This is a genomic window from Streptomyces pyxinae (assembly GCF_024756275.1).
GTDB classification, from domain to species: Bacteria; Actinomycetota; Actinomycetes; order Streptomycetales; family Streptomycetaceae; genus Streptomyces; species Streptomyces pyxinae.
This window is the reverse complement of the sequence record NZ_JANUGQ010000017.1, coordinates 1-19,613: the sequence shown is the minus strand read 5'-3', so window position 1 is coordinate 19,613 and position 19,613 is coordinate 1. Positions and strand designations below refer to the sequence as shown.

Annotated in this window: 14 protein-coding genes and 1 pseudogene; 7 read left to right on the top strand and 8 right to left on the bottom strand. The window is 74.0% G+C overall.

All coding sequences use genetic code 11. The features are described from left to right. Window positions 1–145: 145 nt before the first annotated feature. From NX801_RS19665 to NX801_RS19655, 3 genes are all read left to right on the top strand, one after another. Entirely contained in the window at window positions 146–745 is a 600-nt protein-coding gene (locus tag NX801_RS19665; protein ID WP_258789105.1) for a 50S ribosomal protein L25/general stress protein Ctc, read from the top strand. 169 nt (window positions 746–914) lie between these two features. After that, window positions 915–1,511, top strand: a complete 597-nt coding sequence (gene pth / locus NX801_RS19660) for an aminoacyl-tRNA hydrolase (protein ID WP_258789104.1) — start codon at window positions 915–917, stop codon at window positions 1,509–1,511. An 87-nt stretch (window positions 1,512–1,598) separates the two neighbouring features. Beyond that, on the top strand, window positions 1,599–2,069 hold the full coding sequence (locus NX801_RS19655; RefSeq protein ID WP_258789103.1) for a hypothetical protein: 471 nt from the start codon (window positions 1,599–1,601) through the stop codon (window positions 2,067–2,069). Window positions 2,070–2,301: 232 nt separating this feature from the next. Here NX801_RS19655 and ppc read toward each other — a convergent pair whose 3' ends face one another. Beyond that, window positions 2,302–5,031 (bottom strand): phosphoenolpyruvate carboxylase, encoded by a 2,730-nt coding sequence (gene ppc, locus NX801_RS19650; RefSeq protein WP_258789102.1) that lies wholly within the window; start codon window positions 5,029–5,031, stop codon window positions 2,302–2,304. A gap of 652 nt (window positions 5,032–5,683) precedes the next feature. Here ppc and NX801_RS19645 point away from each other — a divergent pair. The 3 genes from NX801_RS19645 (at window position 5,684) to NX801_RS19635 (ending at window position 9,536) form a co-directional block, all read left to right on the top strand. Beyond that, window positions 5,684–6,712: an acyl-CoA desaturase gene (locus NX801_RS19645; protein ID WP_258789101.1), complete on the top strand. Its 1,029-nt coding sequence runs from the start codon at window positions 5,684–5,686 to the stop codon at window positions 6,710–6,712. Beyond that, the gene (locus tag NX801_RS19640) at window positions 6,709–7,389 is read left to right on the top strand and encodes a TetR/AcrR family transcriptional regulator (RefSeq protein ID WP_258789100.1); all 681 of its coding nucleotides are present in this window, start codon (window positions 6,709–6,711) and stop codon (window positions 7,387–7,389) included. The genes NX801_RS19645 and NX801_RS19640 overlap by 4 nt, the downstream gene beginning before the upstream one ends. Before the next feature lie 335 nt (window positions 7,390–7,724). After that, a complete protein-coding gene (locus NX801_RS19635; protein ID WP_258789099.1) occupies window positions 7,725–9,536 on the top strand; it encodes an FG-GAP-like repeat-containing protein in 1,812 nt (603 codons plus the stop codon). A 405-nt stretch (window positions 9,537–9,941) separates the two neighbouring features. Here NX801_RS19635 and NX801_RS19630 read toward each other — a convergent pair whose 3' ends face one another. After that, the gene (locus tag NX801_RS19630) at window positions 9,942–10,781 is read right to left on the bottom strand and encodes a trans-aconitate 2-methyltransferase (protein ID WP_258789098.1); all 840 of its coding nucleotides are present in this window, start codon (window positions 10,779–10,781) and stop codon (window positions 9,942–9,944) included. A gap of 156 nt (window positions 10,782–10,937) precedes the next feature. Here NX801_RS19630 and NX801_RS19625 point away from each other — a divergent pair, with 156 nt between their 5' ends. Then, window positions 10,938–11,435 (top strand): MarR family winged helix-turn-helix transcriptional regulator, encoded by a 498-nt coding sequence (locus tag NX801_RS19625; RefSeq protein ID WP_258789097.1) that lies wholly within the window; start codon window positions 10,938–10,940, stop codon window positions 11,433–11,435. A 168-nt stretch (window positions 11,436–11,603) separates the two neighbouring features. Here NX801_RS19625 and NX801_RS19620 read toward each other — a convergent pair. From NX801_RS19620 to NX801_RS19595, 6 genes and pseudogenes are all read right to left on the bottom strand, one after another. Beyond that, window positions 11,604–12,356, bottom strand: a pseudogene (locus NX801_RS19620) (LuxR C-terminal-related transcriptional regulator); the annotation flags it as partial. Between the two features lie 333 nt (window positions 12,357–12,689). Then, window positions 12,690–14,021: a galactokinase gene (gene galK, locus NX801_RS19615; protein ID WP_258789095.1), complete on the bottom strand. Its 1,332-nt coding sequence runs from the start codon at window positions 14,019–14,021 to the stop codon at window positions 12,690–12,692. Next, a complete protein-coding gene (gene galE / locus NX801_RS19610) occupies window positions 14,018–15,061 on the bottom strand; it encodes a UDP-glucose 4-epimerase GalE (protein WP_258789094.1) in 1,044 nt (347 codons plus the stop codon). Before galE ends, galK begins: the two co-directional genes overlap by 4 nt. Further along, window positions 15,058–16,182 (bottom strand): galactose-1-phosphate uridylyltransferase, encoded by a 1,125-nt coding sequence (galT, locus tag NX801_RS19605; protein WP_258789093.1) that lies wholly within the window; start codon window positions 16,180–16,182, stop codon window positions 15,058–15,060. Before galT ends, galE begins: the two co-directional genes overlap by 4 nt. 146 nt (window positions 16,183–16,328) lie before the next feature. After that, the gene (locus tag NX801_RS19600; RefSeq protein ID WP_258789092.1) at window positions 16,329–17,006 is read right to left on the bottom strand and encodes a helix-turn-helix transcriptional regulator; all 678 of its coding nucleotides are present in this window, start codon (window positions 17,004–17,006) and stop codon (window positions 16,329–16,331) included. A 326-nt stretch (window positions 17,007–17,332) separates the two neighbouring features. Beyond that, on the bottom strand, window positions 17,333–19,258 hold the full coding sequence (locus tag NX801_RS19595; RefSeq protein WP_258789091.1) for an outer membrane protein assembly factor BamB family protein: 1,926 nt from the start codon (window positions 19,256–19,258) through the stop codon (window positions 17,333–17,335). Window positions 19,259–19,613: the final 355 nt, after the last annotated feature.

The following is a 19,613-nucleotide window of genomic DNA, read 5'->3' as shown; positions in this document are numbered from 1 at the left end:
ACTGTTGCAGTTGCTCGGCGAGGGAGGCCGCACCGATGGGTGCGGCGGTCCGTTATCGACGCGCTCTTCGTAGCAGGCCAAGTCCAGTCGTGGCCGGGTGACCGCGACCGTTTCCGACTTTCGCTTCCGCTGACGAGGAGTGCCCATGTCCGAGGTGAAGATCACCGCCCAGACCCGTACCGAGTTCGGTAAGGGTGCCGCCCGCCGCATCCGCCGTGCCGACCAGGTTCCCGGTGTGCTGTACGGCCACGGCTCCGAGCCCCAGCACCTGACCCTGCCGGGTCACGCCCTGCTGCTGGCGCTGCGTACCCCGAACGTCCTGATCTCCCTGGACATCGACGGCAAGACCAACGAGCTGGCCATCCCGAAGTCCGTGCAGCGCGACCCGCTGAAGGGCTTCCTGGAGCACGTCGACCTGCTGCTGGTGAAGCGCGGCGAGAAGGTCACCGTCGAGGTCCCGGTCGAGGCCGAGGGCGAGCTGGCCCCGGGCGGCTACCTGCTGGAGCACGTCCTCAACGCGCTGCCGGTCGAGGCCGAGGCCACCCACATCCCCGAGTCCCTCTCCGTCTCCGTGGAGGGCCTGGAGGCCGGTGCCTCCGTCCACGCCAAGGACATCTCGCTGCCGTCGGGCGTCTCGCTGGCCGTCGAGGAGGACGCGGTGGTCCTCCAGGTCCTGGCCGCGCAGGCCGAGGAGCCGGCCGCCGAGGAGACCGAGGCCGAGGGCGACGAGGCCGCCGAGGCCTGAGCCGTACCGGCATGACAGCCGCACCGGTGTGACGGTCGTATCGACGTCACCGCGGTGGTGCGGGTGTCTGCGACGGGGTGGTGGGCCACGGCCCGCCACCCCCTCTTTTTGGCTGCTCCGTTCCGCTTCACCGCATTTCTGTAGTACTGGCCGAGGAGACTGAGGGGACATGACGACGGACACCGGTGCGCCCTGGCTGGTCGTGGGGCTGGGCAACCCCGGCCCGGAGTACGCGGGCAACCGGCACAATGTCGGGTTCATGGTGGCCGAGCTGCTCGCGGCCCGGATCGGCGGGAAGTTCAAGCGGGCCCAGAAGGCGCAGGCGCAGGTGGTGGAGGGCCGCATCGGCCCGCCCGGACCGGCGAACCGGCGGGTGATCCTGGCCAAGCCGATGTCGTACATGAACCTCTCGGGCGGCCCGGTCACGGCGCTGCGCGACTTCTACAAGGTGCCCACCGCCCAGGTGGTGGCGGTCCATGACGAGCTGGACATCGACTACGGGACGCTGCGGCTGAAGCTGGGCGGCGGCGACAACGGGCACAACGGGCTGAAGTCGATGACCAAGGCGATGGGCCCGGAGTACCACCGGGTGCGGTTCGGGATCGGGCGTCCGCCGGGCCGGATGCAGGTGGCGGACTTCGTGCTCAAGGACTTCTCCTCGGCCGAGCGCAAGGAGCTGGAGTACTTCGTCGACCGGACGGCCGACGCGGTGGAGTGCCTGGTGACCGAGGGCCTGGAGCGCGCCCAGTCGGCGTACAACTCCTGAGCGGCCCCCGCCCGGCCCGCGCCCGGCCCGCGCCCGGCGCCCGCTCGGATTGACCGCGTGCGGTCAGATCATCGAGTATCCGGGCCCATGAGCAAGAAGCGGAAGTTCTCCGTCCTTCCCTGGGCCCGGATCGTCGCGATGACGCTGGTCACGCTGGTGCTGGTGGTGGCGGGGGTGTGGGCGTCCTGGGGGACGGCACAGCATGTGCTGCTGTCGAAGGGGCGCGAGCACGGGGTGCTGACGGTCACCGGGTGCGGTGCGGAGATATGCACCGGCCGGTTCGACCCGGACGGCCCCGCCGGGGTGCGGACGGATCTGACCATCGACCGTTCGGTGGCGGTGGTGAAGGGCGAGTCGTACCCGGTGGTGGTGAAGCCGGGCACCCGGGAGACGGTCCGCGCCGGATGGGCGGGCGGGCTGCACGCCTGGCTGCCGCTGGGCGGGGCGCTGCTGCTGGCGGCCCCGGTGCTCGCGGGCGGACTGCGGCTGACCCGGGCGGCCTGGATCTCGGCGCTGTCGGGCGCGGCACTGCTGGTGGGGACGTTTCTGATCGTCTGACCCGCCGACTCGGCCGGTCGTCGGACCGGCTGGTCGTCCGGCCGACCGGCTGGTCGGCTGCCCGGCCGGCCCCGGCCCGACCGCGCCCGGTCGTCCACCGGCCGTCCGCCGGTTGTCTCCGTCGGCCGTCCGGCGATGGTGAGCGCGAAGGGGGCGCCCGGCATGAGCTGCCGGGCGCCCCCTTCGTCGTGAGCGGGCGCCCCCTTCGCCGTGAGAGCGGGGGCGCCGGGCCTCAGCCGGTGTTGCGGAGGCCGGCCGCCACACCGTTGACGGTGAGCAGCAGGGCCCGGGAGAGCTGCGGGTCGGGGTCCTCCTCGGCCTCGGCGGTGCGGCGCTGGCGGGCCAGCAGGGCGACCTGGAGGTAGGAGATCGGGTCCAGATAGGCGTCGCGGATGGCGAAGGTCTGCTGGAGCGCCGGGTGGGAGCCGAGCAGTTCCTTGCCGCCGGTGATGCGGAGCACCTCGGAGACGGTGAGCTCGTGCTCGGCCTCGATGGTGGCGAAGACGTGCCGCAGGTTCTCCGGGACGAGGGTCTCGACGTAGTGGCGGGCGATCCGCAGATCCGTCTTGGCGAGGGTCATCTCGACGTTGGAGATGAAGTTGCGGAAGAAGTGCCAGTGCTCGTGCATCTCGTCCAGCACCGCGTCGAGTCCGGTCTCGCGCAGCGCCTTGAGGCCGGAGCCGACACCGAACCAGCCGGGGACGATCTGCCGGGACTGGGTCCAGCCGAAGACCCAGGGGATGGCGCGCAGTCCGTCGAGTCCCGCGCCCGAGTCGGGGCGGCGGGAGGGCCGGGAGCCGAGGTGGAGTTCGGCGAGTTGGTCGACGGGGGTGGAGGCGAAGAAGTATCCGGGCAGGTCCGGGTCCTCGACCAGCTTCCGGTACGCCTGGTGGGCGGCGTCCGAGACGGTGTCCATGGCCGCGTCCCAGCGGGCCAGGGCCTCGTCGGACTGGCGGGGCGCGGTGTGCAGGGCGGACGCCTGGAGGGTGGCGGCGACGGTGAGTTCGAGGTTCTCCCGGGCCAGGGACGGGATGAGGTACTTGTCGGAGATGACCTCGCCCTGCTCGGTGACCTTGATCTCGCCCTCCAGGGTGCCCCAGGGCTGGGCGAGGATGGCGTCGTGCGAGGGGCCGCCGCCCCGGCCGACGGTGCCGCCCCGGCCGTGGAAGAGGCGGAGCCGTACGCCGTAGCGGTGGGCCACGTCGCGCAGCCGGCGCTGGGCGCGGTGGATCTCCCACTGAGAGGTGGTGATGCCGCCGAACTTGGACGAGTCGGAGTAGCCGAGCATCACTTCCTGGACGTCGCCCCGGAGCGCGACCAGCCGGCGGTAGGAGGGGTCGGCCAGCATGCCGTCGAGGATGACGTCGGCGGCCTTGAGCTCGTCGGTGGTCTCCAGGAGCGGGACGATGCCGATCTTGGCCCAGCCGGCGTGCAGGTCGATCAGGCCGGCCTCGCGGGCGAGGACGGCGGCGGCGAAGACGTCGTCGGCGCCCTGGCACATCGAGATGATGTAGGACTCGATGACCTCGGGGCCGAACCGCTCGAACGCCTCCTTGACCGTGTGGAAGACGCCGAGGGTCTTCTCGCCGGCCGCGTCCAGCGGGGCGGGGGTCGGGGCGAGCGGGCGGCGGGAGCGCAGCTCCTTGGCGAGCAGCTTCTGCCGGTACTCGCGAGGCATGTCGGCGTACCGCCAGGACTCCTCGCCGAGCCGGTCGAAGAGCTGGCCGAGGGCGTGGTGGTGGGCGTCGGCGTGTTCGCGGACGTCCATGGTGGCGAGCTGGAGGCCGAAGGCGGCGAGGGTGCGGACGGTGCGGTCGAGCCGGCCGTCCGCGAAGAGGCCGCCCCGGTGGGCGCGGAGCGAGGTCTGGATGAGCTGGAGATCCTGGAGCAGCCCGGCGGTGCCGAGGTAGTCGCGGCCGTCCTGGTGGGGGGTGCCCTTGGCGAGCCGGTCGCGGGTGTTGACGAGCTTCTGGCGGACGCAGGTGGCCTTGAGCCGGTAGGGCTCCTCGGCGTTGAGCCGCTTGTAGCGGGGGCTGATCTCGGGGAGCCGGTCCAGGTCCCGCTGGAGGGATTCGAGCAGCTCGGGGGTTGCGCCGGCGTAGCGGATGGAGTTGGAGAGCTGGGCGCGGAGGTGGTCGATCAGCTCGATGGCGTCGGTGATGCCGTGCTCGTGCTGGAGGATCAGGACGTCCCAGGTGACGGCGGGCGTGACGTTGGGGTTGCCGTCCCGGTCGCCGCCGATCCAGGTGCCGAAGGTGAGGGGCCGGGTGCCGGCGGGCAGCTCGTGGCCGACGCGTTCGAGCTCGGCGGCGAGGTCCTCCAGGACGTCCCCGACGGCGTCGGCGTGCAGCTCGTCCAGGTAGTAGATGGCGTTGCGGGCCTCGTCGGCGGGCTCGGGGCGGACCACCCGGAGCTCGTCGGTCTGCCAGATGAGGTCGATGCACTCGGCGAGGCGGAGGTCGTGGCGGCGCCGGTCGGAGGGGTTGACCGGGGCTTCCAGGAGTTCCGCGACCCGGCGGAGCTTGTTGAGGACGGAGCGGCGGGCGGCCTCGGTGGGGTGGGCGGTGAAGACCGGCCGGACGTTGAGGTTCCGCACGGCGTCCCGGACGTGGTCGGGGTCGCCGTCCTTGAGCATGTCGGCCGTCCGGGCGAGCAGTCCGCCCTCGGCGGCGCGTCGCTCGCGGAGCTCCTTGCCGCGGTGCACCTGCTCGGTGACGTTCGCCAGATGGAAGTAAGTAGAGAACGCCCGTACGAGCCGCCCGGCGGTCTCCAGGTCGGTGTCGCCCAGCAGCGCGGCGGCGGCCTCACCGTCCTCCCGGGTGAGGTGGCGCACCTTCTCGACGAGTTCGAGGAGCTCGGGCCCCTCCTGGCGGACGAGCGTCTCCCCGAGCAGATCGCCCAGTCGGCGGATGTCGGCACGCAGCTCGGCGCTGGCGGTTGGGGTCTGGTCGGCACTGCTCACAGGTGCGGCTCCTAGCGATGTTGAAGCACGTCTGGAGGGGTACTGGAGGCTGGCGGACCGCGCTGTCCGACGCCTCCCAGGATAGGTGTCAGCTTCCCGGCATTTTCTCCCGGCCGCTTCCCGGTTTTCCCCGGGGGGCGGCGCCCCGGGGCCGGGCCGGGGTTTCCCGGGGCCGTGCCCCGGACCTGGGCCGCGGCGCCCCGGCAGCCGGGCCGGGCCCCGGCGGCGCCCCTCCGTCGCGGGCCGGGCTTCCCCCGGCGCCCGGAGTCCGGCTTCGCCCCGCTTCGCCCCCCGGCTTCGCGCCGCGCCCCGGCCGACCCCCTTGCCGCGCGCCGGGGCACTGCCATACTTACGAAGCCGTAGGTTACGGAACCGTAGGAACTGTGGAGACCGCAGAGACCGCAGAAGAGCCGCAGGAACCGCAGAAGCCGCAGGAACACGGGACCGGGTCCGGGGCCGGGAAGTACCGGGCCAGGGAGTACCGGACCCGGGAGCGCCGGGCCGGGAGTCCGGGATCCGGGGCGCGGGCCCCGGGTCCGGTGGCGCGGGTCCGGTGACCACGCCCCGACCAGCGATCGCGCCCCTGGCCCGGCGATCGTGACCGCGACCGTGACCAGGCCGTCCATGTGCCCCTCACCCCCAGAGGAAATCCATGACCATGACCCCCGAGGTGCTCGACGACCCCGCCGGCAGCGCCGGGACCGCCGGAGCCGCCCCCGGGCTGCCGTCCGCCACGCTCGGCGGGGACAGCAAGCGCTCACTCGAACAGGTGGCGCTGCTGCTGTTCATCACGGTGCCGTTCCTCGCCCTGCTGGCGGCGGTGCCGCTGGCCTGGGGCTGGGGGGTGAGCTGGCTCGACCTGGGACTGCTGGTGGCGATGTACTACATCGGCTGCCACGGGATCACCATCGGCTTCCACCGCTACTTCACCCATGGCTCGTTCAAGGCGAAGCGCCCGCTCCGGATCGCCCTCGCGGTGATGGGCTCGCTGGCGGTGGAGGGGCCGCTGGTGCGCTGGGTGGCCGACCACCGCAAGCACCACAAGTTCTCCGACGCCGAGGGCGACCCGCACTCCCCCTGGCGGTTCGGGGAGACCGTACCGGCGCTGCTCAAGGGCCTGTGGTGGGCGCACATCGGCTGGATGTTCGACGAGGAGCAGACCCCGCAGCAGAAGTACGCGCCCGATCTGATCAAGGACCCGGCGCTGCGGGCGGTCTCCCGGCAGTTCGTGCTGTGGACCGTCGTGTCGCTGGCGCTGCCGCCGCTGGTCGGCGGGCTGGTGACCATGTCCTGGTGGGGCGCGTTCACCGCGTTCTTCTGGGGCTCGCTGGTCCGGGTCGCCCTGCTCCACCACGTCACCTGGTCGATCAACTCCATCTGCCACGCGGTCGGCAAGCGGCCGTTCAAGTCCCGGGACCGGTCGGGCAACGTCTGGTGGCTGGCGGTGCTCTCCTGCGGCGAGTCCTGGCACAACCTCCACCACGCCGACCCGACCTCGGCCCGGCACGGGGTGATGCGCGGGCAGCTGGACTCCTCGGCACGGCTGATCCGCTGGTTCGAGAAGCTGGGCTGGGCGTACGACGTGCGCTGGCCGACGGCCTCCCGGCTGGACGCCAGGCGGGCGGAGGCCGGTGACCCGGGATCCGCCCGGCGCGGGAGCCGGTCCGCCGACGCGGCATGATGGACGGCGTGGCGATCGATGCAAGCAACACCAACAGTGGCAGTGACAAGCCGAGGCGCGGGCGCCGGGTCCGGATGACCGGTGCGGAACGCCGGCAGCAGCTGCTCGACATCGGTCGCACGCTCTTCGCCCAGCGCGGCTTCGAGGGCACCTCGGTGGAGGAGATCGCGGCCAAGGCCGGGGTCTCCAAGCCGGTGGTCTACGAGCACTTCGGCGGCAAGGAGGGGCTGTACGCGGTCGTGGTCGACCGGGAGATGCGCCAGCTGCTCGACATGGTGACGGGCGCGCTGACCGCCGGGCACCCCCGGGAGCTGCTGGAGCAGGCGGCGTTCGCGTTGCTCGACTACATCGAGGCGTACACCGACGGCTTCCGCATCCTGGTCCGGGACTCCCCGGTGGCCCAGTCCACCGGGACCTTCGCCTCGCTGATCTCCGACATCGCCACGCAGGTGGAGGACATCCTGGGCCTGGAGTTCAAGGCCCGGGGCTTCGACCCCAAGCTGGCGCCGCTCTACGCCCAGGCGCTGGTGGGCATGGTGGCACTGACCGGCCAGTGGTGGCTGGACGCCCGCCGCCCGAAGAAGGCCGAGGTGGCCGCCCACCTGGTCAATCTCGCCTGGCACGGGCTGGACGGCCTGGAGGCGAAGCCGCGGCTGATAGGGCACCGCAAGAGCTGACGCGCGTGATCTTCGCTTTTTCCTCCACTCCTGTCCGTGTCCGGCGGTAGGCTCCCGGCTCACCGGGCTCGGTCCGCCCCGCACCGCACGGCTGTACCGCCGTACCTCCGTACCTCCGAATCTGCGTGTCTCTGATTCTGCGTGTCTCTGCACCTGCGTATCTGTCTGTCTCTGCACCTGCGTACCTGCTGCGTACCTCCGCAGTTCCCGCACCGCTCCGTACGGCCTCGCACGGCGCCCTTCGCATCACTTCGCCGTACGGCCGCCGTACGGGGATGGGGGCGCGCGGCGGGCGGACCTCTCCGGCCCGGTTCCATCGCTTCCGTGGGGGGATCTTGTCTTACCTGGAATCGTTCGGCCCTGCCCGCACCCGGCCCGCCGCCGGCCGCACCCGCCGGGTGCGGCTCGCCGCCTGCACCGCGCTGGTGCTCGCCGCCGGCGCCCTGCTGGCCCCGCCCGCGACGGCGGAGGACCACCCGGCGCCCGGACGCGCCCTGCGGGAGCGGGTCGCGCCGCCCGCCGCCGCACCCCGGCTGACCCCGTCGGCCGGGCTGCTCAAGGAGCGGGCGGCGGCGCGTACCGGGGCCGCCGCCGAGGACCGGAAGGCCGGCCGCACCGGGGCCGCCGCCGTGCCGAAGCCGCGCTTCGACCTCACCGGTGACGGCTTCAGCGAGGGCCTGTACCGGGGCTTCGACGGGGTGTACCGGTCGGTGCTCTCGGACCGGCCGGAGAACCCGGAGTTCGCGCTGCGGAGCCGGCCGGGCGAGCAGCTCAAGGACGTGGTGCCGCTGGGCGACCCGGACGCCGACGGCAACCCGGATCTGCTGACGGTCTCCTTCGACGGGACGCTCTCCGCGTACACCGCCCAGGGCACCTCGGGGACGGGCCCGGCGGTCTGGTCCGGGCGGGGCTGGGCGGCGTACAACAAGGTGGTCGTCCCCGGGGACCTGACCGGCGACGGGCGGAACGACCTGCTGGCCCGCACTCCGGGCGGCGAGTTGTATCTGTACCGGGGGAAGACCTCGCTCACCGACCCGTTCGCGGGCCGGGTCCGGCTCGGCACCGGCTGGGCGGCGTACGACCAGCTGGTCGGGGTGCCGGACTCCGACGGCGACGGGGTCGCGGACCTGTACGCCCGCACCCCGGCGGGCGAGCTCTACTTCTACCCGGGCTCCGGGAACCCGGTGGCGCCGTTCCGGGCGCGGGTGCGGGTCGGCACCGGCTGGGGGGTCTACAACCAGATCTTCAGCATCGACGACCTCGACGGCGACGGGCGCGCCGACCTCATCGGGCGGAAGCTCGACGGCACCCTGCTCTCCTACCGGGCCACCACCCACGGCGCCCTGGCGGCGGCGACCCGGTTCGGCTCCGGCTGGAGCGTGCCGCTGCTCGCAGGGACGGGCGGCAACCCGGACTTCGGCAAGCAGGAGCTGCTCGGTCTCGACACCAAGGGCACTCTATGGGAGTACTGGTCGGCCGAGAACGGCAGGCTGAGCGCCCGTTACCAGCTCAGCGACGTGGGCGGCTTCCAGGGCGCGAAGGTGCTCCACACCTCCTCGCTGGACGGGGACGGCCGCGCCGATCTGCTGGAGGTCTACGCGGGCCGGCTGTACCGGCACACCCCGGAGGGCCCGGTCGAACTGGGCTCCGGCTGGGGCGCGTTCACCGCCCTGGTGGGACCGGGCGATCTGAGCGGGGACGGCCGGGGTGATCTGCTGGCCCGCACCTCCGGCGGGGTGCTGTACCTCTACCGGGGCGACGGCACCGGCCGGGGGCTGGGCTCGCGGGTGGCGCTGGGCGCGGGGTGGAACGCGTACGACAAGCTGGTCGGCGCCGGGGACATGACCGGCGACGGGCGGGACGACCTGCTGGCCCGCACCCCCGGCGGCGCCCTCTATCTGTACGCCGGTACGGGCAGCGCCTCGGCGCCGTTCCGGGCGCGGGTGCTGATCGGCTCCGGCTGGCAGGCGTACGCCCAGCTGGCTGCGCCCGGCGACCTCACCGGCGACGGCCGGGCGGACCTGGTCGCCGCCACCCCGGGCGGCACGCTCTACCGCTACACCGCGACCGGCGGCGCGGGCACGGCCGTCTTCAGCCCCCGGGTGAGCCTGGGCACCGGCTGGAACACCTACCGCGGCCTGCACTGACGGCCGGTACCGGCGGCCCGCGGCGACGGCCTGACCTGACGGCCGGTACCGACGGCCCGCGGTGACGGCCGGTGCTGTCTGCCCGTACCGGTCGACGGCCGGTACGGGCGGGGCGCGGGCCCGGGTTCCCCATCCGCCCGGGCCCTCCGCCCGCCGCCCGGCACCCACCCCTCCGGAGGGCCGGCGGCGAAGGCGGCCCGGCGGCGACAGCGGATCGGTCACAGCAGCGGGGCGTCACTCACGACGGCGGGTCAGTCGCGACAGCGGATCGGTCACGACAGCGGGTCAGTCGCGACAGCGGATCGGTCACGACAGGGGATCAGTCACGACAGCGGGGCGTCAGTCACGGCGCGGGGCAGGCATGACGCGGGTCAGTCGCGGCGGCGGGTCAGTCGCGGCGGCGGGTCAGTCGCGGCGGCGGGCGACCGCGAAGACCCGGCGGAACGGGAAGACCGTGCCGTGCGGCCCCGCCGGGTAGGCCCGGCGCAGCAGGTCGCGGTATTCGGTGACAAAGGCGGCCACGGCCTCGTCGTCGCCGTCGAGCGCGGTGAGCACCGGGCGCAGAGCGGTGCCCTTCACCCAGTCCAGCACCGGGTCCGGGCCGTGCATCAGCTGGCTGTACGTGGTCTCCCACGCCTCCGCGTCGCAGCCCAGCGCGGCCAGCCGGTCCAGGTACTCGGCCGGGCTCAGCACATGGACGAACTGCCGCCCCCGGCCGCCCAGCCGCTCCCGCCAGCGCGGGGTGTCGCACAGCTCGCCCAGCAGCGCGTGGCTGGGGGAGACGAAGTTGCCGGGGACCTGGAAGGCCAGGGTGCCGCCGGGGGCGAGGCCGGCGATCCACTCCGGGAAGGACTCCGGGTGGCCGGGCACCCACTGGAGGGCGGCGTTGGAGACGATCAGATCGTAGGGCTCGTCGGGCTTCCAGTGCGCCGCGTCGGCGGGGCGGAAGTCCAGCCAGCCGCCGCCGTGGGTGGTTCCCGCGTGGTGCTTCTCCGCCTGTTCCAGCATCTCCGGCGAGACGTCGAAGCCGGTGATCCGGGCGTCGGGCCAGCGGTCGGCGAGGAGGGCGGTGACATTGCCGGGGCCGCAGCCGATGTCCGCGATCCGGGCGGGCCGCCCCGCGGCGGTGGCCGGGAGCTCCGGTATCCGGGCGAGCAGGTCGAGGAACGGCCGGGTCCGGAGAGTGGAGTGGCGCAGATACTGCTGCGGGTCCCACGTCGGTGCGGACGTTGGTGCGGAATGCATGTTCGAAGCCCCCTTGCTGGAACGGTGTGCCGAAGCGGAATCATGTCCCCGCCCCGTCCTGCCCAACCGGCGGGGGCGGTATTCGGACAGTGGTCAAGGGAACAGTATCTTGACGTCAAGAGACTTTACATCGACAGATCGCCTACACTGATCGCCATGGAGGACGAGGTCGACCGTCTGGTCTCAGCATGGCGCCGGGAGCGCCCGGACCTCGACGTGGAGCCGCTCGAAGTGCTCAGCCGGGTCTCGCGGCTCGCCCGCCACCTGGACCGGGCCCGGCGGCTGGCCTTCGCGGAGCACCAGCTGGAGCCCTGGGAGTTCGACGTCCTCACCTCGCTGCGCCGCGCGGGAGCGCCGTATCAGCTCTCCCCCGGTCAGTTGCTCACCCAGACGCTGGTCACCTCCGGCACGATGACCAACCGGATCGACCGGCTCGCCAAGAAGGGCCTGGTCGAACGGCTCCCCGACCCCAGCGACCGGCGCGGGGTGCTGGTCCGGCTCACCGCCGAGGGCCGCGACCGGGCCGATCAGGCGCTCGCCGGGCTGCTGGCCCAGGAGCGGGCGATCCTGGCCGAGCTGTCCGGCGCCCAGCGGGCCGAACTGGCCGCCCTGCTACGCCGGCTGACCGCCCCGTTCGACAACGTCCCCGGCTAACGCGGGAACGGCGGACCGGGCGGCGGACCGGACCGGAGCGGCGGCGGCCGGAGAGCCGGCCGTGGCGTCACGGCCCGTGGTGGCCGGGACCGGGCCGGCGGACGCGGCGGGAGCCGGGACGGCGGCGCTCGTGACGGAAGCCGCGCTCGTGGCGGGAGCGGCGGCCGGTGCCGGAGCGACGGCCGGTGCGGGGCCCACGCCGGCCCGCCGGGCCAGTGCCACCGCCGCCAGGGTGGAGTGCACGCCCAGCTTGCCCAGCACGTTCTGCATATGGGTCCGCACGGTGTGCGGGGAGAGATAGAGCCGCTCGGCCACCGCCTTGCGGCCGAGCCCGGCCACCATGCAGCCCAGCACCTCCCGTTCGCGCGGGGTCAGCGACTCGACCAGCACCTCGCTCTCGGTGCGCCGGTTCCGGGCGGCCGTCAACTCCCGCAGCACCCCGGTCAGCAGGGCGGGCGGCAGATGGGTCTCGTCGCGCAGCACGCCCCGGATCACCGCCAGCAGCCGCTGGAGCGAGCTGTCCTTCGCCACCCAGCCGCACGCTCCGGCACCGAGCGCCACCGCCGCCCGCCGGCAGTCGTCCCGGGCGGCCAGCACCACCGGGCGCACCTCGGGCCGGACCTCCCGGACGGCGGCGACCAGCGCGATGCCGTCCCCGGCGCCCGGAGCCGTACCGGTGGTGGCGCCGGGGACACCGGCGGTCCCGGGTATGGCGCCGGGCGCGGCGGCGCCCAGGTCGGCGTCGACCAGCAGGACGTCCACCCGGCGGCCCTCGGCGGCGGCCCGCTCCAGACAGCGCAGCGCGGCCGGACCGCTGCCGGCCGCCGTCACCTCCACATCGGGCTCGGCGGCCAGTGCGGCGGCGAGCGACTCGGCGAAGATGCGGTGGTCGTCCACCACCAGAACCCGGATACGGACCACGGACACTCCCAAGGGTCAAGGAAGCGGAGCGGCGGCGGGTACGGCGCCGGTGCCGGGGCCACGGTCCCCCGCGGCCGCCGCCGGGCGGGAGTGCCGCCCCCGCGCCGTACGTCGTACCCGGCTGTCTCGCCCCCTGATCGGCACCGGCCCCCACCGGCGCCGTGCCCAGGGTACGGCCGGGCGCCCCGCGCGGGGACCCGAACGCCGGAACTCGGCCCGGGACCCGCCCCGTACCACCGGGCGGCAGCGGTACGCGCGCCGGGCCGGACCGGGACGCACCGGGTCGGACCGGGCAGCCGCCGGGCGCCGTCAGACCAGCCGTCAGGCCAGCCGTCAGACCAGGCGGCGGGCGCCCGGCGAGGGTACGGCGGGGAAGATCCGGGGCGCGGTGTGTCCGGCGGACGCGAACGCCTCCGTCACCGCCGCCGCCACCCGGTCCGCGTCCGCCTCCGCCACCAGGACCACCGCCGAGCCGCCGAAGCCGCCGCCGGTCATCCGGGCGCCCAGCGCCCCGGCGCCGGTCGCGGCCGTCACGGCGAGGTCCAGTTCGGGGCAGGAGACCCGGAGGTCGTCCCGGAGCGAGGCGTGCCCCTCGGTCAGCACCGGGCCCACCGCCCGGATGTCGCCGGCCGTCAGCAGCGCGGCCACCCGCCGCACCCGCTCGTTGTCCGACACCACATGGCGGACGCAGGAGCGCACGGTGGCATCGGCCAGCCGGTCCAGTGCCTCCGCGAGCCCCTCGTACGCCACCTCGCGGAGTGTGCGCACCCCCAGCTCCCGCGCGCCCCGCTCGCACGCCGCGCGCCGGTCGGCATAGGCGCCGTCACCGAGGGCGTGCCGTACCCGGGTGTCCACGATCAGCAGCCGCAGCCCGTGCGCCGCCGCGTCGAACGGGATCTGCCGGACGCCGAGGTCGCGGGTGTCCAGGTGGAGGGCGTGGCCCTCGGTGGCGCGGGCGGAGGCCATCTGGTCCATCACCCCGCAGGGGACGCCCACGAAGTCGTTCTCGGCGCGCTGGGCCAGCAGCGCCAGCCGCTTCCGCCCGAGGTCCAGGCCGTGGAGCTCGTCCAGGGCCAGCGCGGTGACCACCTCCAGCGCGGCCGAGGAGGAGAGCCCGGCGCCGGTCGGCACGGTGGACGCCAGATGGATGTCGGCGCCACCGGCCACGGGGTGGCCCGCCTCGCGCAGCGCCCAGACGACCCCGGCCGGATAGGCGGCCCAGCCGAGCCCGCCGCCGGGCGGCGCCAGCTCCGCGACGGTCGTCTCCCGCACCCCGTCGCCGTCCGTGCCGGCGGTGCCGGCGGTGTCGGCGGTGTCGTCGGTGCCGTCCGTGTCGGCGGTGTCGGCGGAGTGGAGGCGCAGCCGGCCGTCGGTGCGCCGGGAGACGGCCGCCACCACGGTGTGCGGGAGGGCCAGCGGAAGGACGAACCCCTCGTTGTAGTCGGTGTGTTCACCGATGAGGTTGACCCGGCCGGGCGCCGCCCACACTCCCTCGGGCGCGGCGCCGTACAGCTCCCGGAACCGGGCCGCCACCGCTTCCGCCCGCTCCTCGGCGGCCGGCGGCTCAGCCGGTTCGGCGGCGGAAGCGGCGGCCGGCGGCGGTGCGGCCGGGTCCGTACCCGGGATCGCGCCCCGGTGTGCCGCCGCCGCGCCCGTACCGCTCATGCGTCCGCCCCTCCGGCGGCCCGGTCGGCGGCCCCGCCGTCCGCCCCCGCGACGTCCCGGGTCGCGGCCCCGGCGGCCCGGGCGCGGGCGAACTCCCAGGCATCCGCCACGATTCCGGCCAGCTCCGGCCGGGTGGGCTTCCAGCCGAGCCGGGCGCGGGCCCGGTCGGCGGAGGCGACCAGTACCGCCGGGTCGCCGGGGCGGCGGGCGGCGACCGCCTCGGGGACCGGGTGACCGGTGACCGCGCGGACCGTCTCCACGACCTCGCGGACCGAGAAGCCGTTGCCGTTGCCCAGGTTGCAGATCAGATGCTCGCCGGCCGGCACCTCGCCGCCCTCCAGGGCCCTCAGGGCCAGCAGATGGGCGTCGGCGAGGTCCGCGACATGGATGTAGTCGCGGACGCAGGTGCCGTCCGGGGTCGGGTAGTCGTCGCCGTAGACGGAGATGGACTCCCGGGTGCCGAGGGCGACCTGGAGGACCAGCGGGATCAGATGGGACTCCGGGTCGTGCCGCTCACCGCAACTCCCGTACGCGCCCGCCACATTGAAGTACCGGAGCGAGACGGCGGCCAGTCCGTGCGCGGCCGCCTCGCCCGCGATCATGTGGTCCACGGCCAGCTTGGTGGCGCCGTAGGGGCTGGTGGGCGCGGTGGGGTCGGTCTCGGTGATCCGCTCGGAGACGGGCTCCCCGTAGGTGGCCGCGGTGGACGAGAAGACCAGCCTGCGCACCCCTGCCCCGCGCATCGCGGCGAGCAGGTCGAGGGTGCCGCCGACATTGTTGGTCCAGTACTTCTCCGGGTCCGCGACCGACTCCCCGACCTGGGAGTACGCGGCGAAGTGCAGCACCGCGTCATAGGACGGGTCCAGATGGCGGGCGGCGTCCTGCACCCGGCCCTCGATGAAGGCGGCACCCTCCGGCACCCCTTCCCGGAAGCCGGTGGAGAGGTCGTCCAGCACGGTCACCGTGTGTCCCTCGGCCAGCAGCCGGGCGGCCACCACCCCGCCGACATAGCCGGCCCCGCCGGTCACCAGGTACCTCATGCGCTTGCCACCTCTCGCAGTCGCCGGGCCGCGGCCTCCGGCGGTACGTCGTTGATGAAGACGCCCATCCCGGACTCGGAGCCCGCGAGGAACTTCAGCTTGCCCGACGTACGGCGGACGGTGAAAAGTTCCAGATGGAGTCCGAACTCCTCGCGCTCCGGGTCCCGCAGCGGGGCCTGGTGCCAGCCGGCGATGTACGGGGTGGGAGGCTGGTCCGGACCGAAGATCCGGTCGAAGCGGCGCAGCAACTCCAGGTAGACGCGCGGGAATTCGGCGCGGGCGGCGCGGTCCAGGGCCGGCAGGTCGGGCACCCGGCGGCGGGGGTGCAGATGCACCTCGTACGGCCAGTGGGCGGCGTACGGCACGAAGGCGATCCACTCGTCGGTCTCCAGAACCACCCGTTCGGCCTCCTTCCGCTCCCGGGCCACCACCTCGTCGAAGAGGTTCCCGCCGGTGCGCGCCCGGTGGGCGGCGGCGGACCGGCACATCGCCTCGGTCCGGGGGGTGACGAAGGGGTACGCGTAGATCTGGCCGTGCGGATGGCCCAGGGTGACACCGATCTCGGCGCCCCGGTTCTCGAAGCAGAAGACCTGCGCCACCTCCGGCAGCCTCGCCAGCTCGGCGCTGCGGTCGGTCCACGCCTCCAGGACCAGGGCGGCCCGCTCCTCGGTGAGGTCCGCGAAGGAGGCGTCGTGGTCGGCGGTGAAGCAGACCACCTCGCAGCGCCCGGTGTCACCGGCGAGCGAGGGGAAGCGGTTCTCGAAGACCACCACGTCGTAGTCGCCGGCCGGGATCTCACTGGGCCGACCCTCCCGCGAGGGGCAGAGCGGACAGGCGTCGGCCGGCGGGTGGTACGTACGGCCCTGGCGGTGCGAGGCGACGGCGACGTACTCCCCGAGCAGCGGGTCCCGGCGGATCTCGGAGCCGGTGGCCACCGGATCGAGCGGCCGGGTGTCGGGGACGTCCCGGCGGGAGCCCCCGGTGGCCCTGTCCGTGGCACCACCCGTGACGCCGTCCCTGACGCCGCCCGCGTCGCCGCTCGTGACGCCGTCCCTGACGGCGTCCGCGTCGTAGTAGATCAGCTCCCGGCCGTCGGCCAGCCGGACCGATGTCTTGCGCACGCCCTACCTCAGCTTCCGCTCCTCAGCACACCCCGGCAACACTCCCCAACATAAACACGAGTAAACAATCAGAATCAAACATCGACAGGGTGGGTCCGGCGGTGGTCGGCCACCCGCTCGCGGGCCGGCTCGACATCGGTACGGCCCTACCGCCTGCCCGGCCCCCCGGTACGGTCCAGCAGTCCGGTGCGGGCGGCGAGGGCGGCCGCCTCCAGCCGGGAGCCGACGCCCAGCTTCATCAGCACCCGCTGCACATGGGTGCGGGCGGTGCTGGGGGCGATCCCCATCCCGGCGGCGATGCCCCGGGTGCCCTCTCCCTCGGCCACCCGCACCAGCACCTCCGCCTCGCGCGGGGTGAGCATCCGCAGCAGCCGGCGGCCCTCGTCGTCGGGCTGGACGGGCGGGTTGAGCAGCTCGTCGAAGGCACCCTGGAGCAGCTGCGGGGCCACCGCGGCTTCACCCGCTCGGGCCTTGACCATGGCGCGTTCGACACCCTCGATGCGCTCGTCGTGGCGCACATAGCCGGAGGCGCCGGCCGCGAAGGCCGCCGCGATGCCGCGCGGACTGGGCACCGGCCCGAGCACCACCACCGCCACCTGGGGCCGCTCCCGCTTGATCCGTACGACGGGATCGAAGGCACCCGGTTCGGCGGGCGCGGCGGTGCCCAGCAGGCACACCTCGGGTGCCCGCTGCACCACCAGCTCGGCCGCCCCGGCCACCGGCGCGGCGGCGGCGAGCACCCGGTGCCCGCGCAGCTTCAGCGCCGAGGCCAGTGCCTCGGCGAGCAATCGGTGATCGTCGACCACCATCAGCCGCACGCCCATGCGCCGTTGCCTCCCCCACTCCCCTGGGCCCGGAGCGCCCCGGAGCCCCTCGGCCCCCGCGAACCGCCGCCCCCGGCCCGGTTCGCCCCGGCAAGCTACACGCTTGTTCGACGTCATGGACCGGTTACCTGACAGATACCCCCCGGATTGTCGAATTCGGTTCCCTCCCCGGTGCGATTTCCCGGCCGGAGAGAGGACGAGGGACGGGGGGGGAGGGGTCGGGGGGCGGAGAGACGGCCGGCCGCGGTCCGCCCGGAACGGCGCCGGCCCGGCACACCGGGGTCGGTGTGCCGGGCCGGACGGCGGAAAGGGACCGGACGACGGGCTCAGTGGGTGGTGTACCCGAGCGCCATGTAGACCTTACGGCTGCTGTCCGCGACGGGACTCGGCCTGGAGAGCAGGCTCTTGGAGATGAACAGCCGTCCGTCGCCGTAGCGGATCTCGGCGTCCTCCAGGGAGAAGCTCCGCTCCGCGTTCCGGGACGCCTCGTCGGACGCGTTCTCCATCAGCAGGGTCTGCTTGAAGGTGCCGCCGTCGATGCTGACGACCTGTCCGCCCTTGTCGTAGGGGGCCATCTTGTACGCGATGACATTGCCGCCGTCCATCCGCAGCGGGAACATCGAGTAGCGGTCGCCCGCCTCCGCCTTGTCGGTGGTGGGCTTGCCGGTGGTGAGGTCGAAGGAGACGATCTCGTTGGTGTCGCCGTACTCGCCGCCGCCCTCGTGCCGCTCGGTCGGCAGATAGAGCCGGCCGTTGCCGACGACCACCCGGTTGCACTCCTCCACCTCGGTGGAACCGCACTCGGCGTCATAGCGGTCCGCGTCGGCCGCGATCTTCGCCTTCAGCTTTCCGGTCTTCTCGTCGATGGAGAAGAAGTCCGAGATGCTGGAGCCGTCCCCGGCGGTGTCACCCACATCGGCGGCGACCACCAGCGGCTTGGTGGAGACCACGCCCGCGTACTCCACACCGGCGGGCATCTTGTACGAGGAGAGCGGGGCGCCCGAGACCGGGTCGAGGTTCTGGACGACCACGTACTGACTGCCGTACGGGCCGCACTTGCGGGCGGCCACCAGGGCCTCGCCGCCGCCGTAGCCCATGTCGTAGCAGGACTCGGCGTTGACCTGCGGCCGCCAGTGCTCCTTGCCGGTGGCCAGGTCCCAGGCCGCGCCGCCCTTGGTGCCGCCCGCCGCGACGGTGGACGCGCCGACGGTCACCTCGTCGAACCGGACCTTCTCGTCGCCCCCGGTGCCGCCGCTCACCGACTTGCTCCAGAGCAGCTTGCCGGTGGCGAGGTCGATGGCGCCGACCTCCGTGCAGGGCTGGTAGTTCTTCGGCGGCACCCGCTTGGTGGCCTCGAAGGCGATGGCCGTCCTGCCGTCCCTGACGTGCCGGGAGGCGGCGCAGACCTGGCCGGGGAGCGTCAGGGTCCAGAGCGGGGTGCCCTTGTCCCGGTCGTAGGCGACCACCGAGTCGACGCTCGGCTTCACATACGCCTTCTCGGTGAGCCAGGAGCCCATCACCCCGGTGAGGTCGGTGATCGGGGGCGGCGGCAGCTGCACGCCGATCTTCGCCGCGGTGTCGTCGGGCGCCTTCTCCTGGCCCGGGCCGTCCTTCGCCGAACCGCCACCGCCCGTGGAGCCGTCCGCGCCGCCGGTGGTGCCGGCCGAGCCCGTGGCTTCGGCGCGGTTGCCGGAGTCACCGGAGTCGGCGTACCAGACGCCGGCGCCGACGATCAGCACCACGGCGACGGCGGCCGCGATGACGATCTGCATCTGGGTGGAGAGCTTCTTGCCGCCGCTCCCCTGGGGTCCGGCCGCCGGGACGGGCGCGGTCGGGTGGCCGTAGCCGTACCCGCCGGGGCCGTGGCCGGGGGGCTGCCCGCCGTACGGCTGCTGCGGGGCGGGCCCGCCGTAGGGCTGCTGGCCGTAGGTGTTCTGACCCGGCTGGCCGTAGGGCGGCTGCTGGCCCGGCTGACCGTACGGGGCCTGCGGGCCGGGGGCGGCGGGGTGCGGGTAGCCGTAACCGGCACCGCCCGGGGGCGGGGGCGCCTGCGGGTAGCCGTAGCCCGGACCCGGGTCCTCCGGAGGCGCGGTGGGGGCGCCGAAGCCACCGGGCGGCGGGTCCTGCGGGGCGCCGAACCCGCCCTGCGGCGGCTGGGCGGGAGGCGCCGGCGGCTGGGCGGGGGGCGGGGGCGGCGGCTGGGCCGGGGGCTGGTGGGGCGGCTGGTTCGGGGGCGGCGGGGGCTGGGTCATCGTCTGCGTACCTCTACGGGCCTCTGCGGAATGAGCGGGGAGGGGAGCACGGAGCACGGCCGGTCGGTGAGCCGGGAACGGCTGCGGGGCCGGAAACGGCGATGGGGCGGAGAACGGCGGCAGGCCGGGAAACGGCCGTGAGCCGGGGGAAACAGCGTCGGGGCGGGGGAAACGGCGTCGGGGCGGGGGAAACGGCGTCGGGGCGGGGCGGGGGCGGCGGGGCCCCCCCCGCCCGCCCCCCCCCCCCCCGGCCGCACCTTCCCGAAGCCGTGCTACGCCCGTTCCTCCTTTCTGCCCCCGTCGTTTTCGCGCCGGTTCCGCCCGCCCCTGTGATGAAGAGCCCCGTTTTGTTTCA

What these genes read in the sequence shown, in the direction of transcription:
- NX801_RS19600 (WP_258789092.1), bottom strand. Translation starts at nt 17,006, where the DNA reads ATGGGCGTGCGGCTGATGGTGGTCGACGATCACCGATTGCTCGCCGAG.
- NX801_RS19595 (WP_258789091.1), bottom strand. Translation starts at nt 19,258, where the DNA reads ATGACCCAGCCCCCGCCGCCCCCGAACCAGCCGCCCCACCAGCCCCCG.
- pth (WP_258789104.1), top strand. Translation starts at nt 915, where the DNA reads ATGACGACGGACACCGGTGCGCCCTGGCTGGTCGTGGGGCTGGGCAAC.
- galE (WP_258789094.1), bottom strand. Translation starts at nt 15,061, where the DNA reads ATGAGGTACCTGGTGACCGGCGGGGCCGGCTATGTCGGCGGGGTGGTG.
- NX801_RS19640 (WP_258789100.1), top strand. Translation starts at nt 6,709, where the DNA reads ATGATGGACGGCGTGGCGATCGATGCAAGCAACACCAACAGTGGCAGT.
- galK (WP_258789095.1), bottom strand. Translation starts at nt 14,021, where the DNA reads ATGAGCGGTACGGGCGCGGCGGCGGCACACCGGGGCGCGATCCCGGGT.
- NX801_RS19665 (WP_258789105.1), top strand. Translation starts at nt 146, where the DNA reads ATGTCCGAGGTGAAGATCACCGCCCAGACCCGTACCGAGTTCGGTAAG.
- NX801_RS19625 (WP_258789097.1), top strand. Translation starts at nt 10,938, where the DNA reads ATGGAGGACGAGGTCGACCGTCTGGTCTCAGCATGGCGCCGGGAGCGC.
- NX801_RS19655 (WP_258789103.1), top strand. Translation starts at nt 1,599, where the DNA reads ATGAGCAAGAAGCGGAAGTTCTCCGTCCTTCCCTGGGCCCGGATCGTC.
- NX801_RS19630 (WP_258789098.1), bottom strand. Translation starts at nt 10,781, where the DNA reads ATGCATTCCGCACCAACGTCCGCACCGACGTGGGACCCGCAGCAGTAT.
- NX801_RS19645 (WP_258789101.1), top strand. Translation starts at nt 5,684, where the DNA reads ATGACCATGACCCCCGAGGTGCTCGACGACCCCGCCGGCAGCGCCGGG.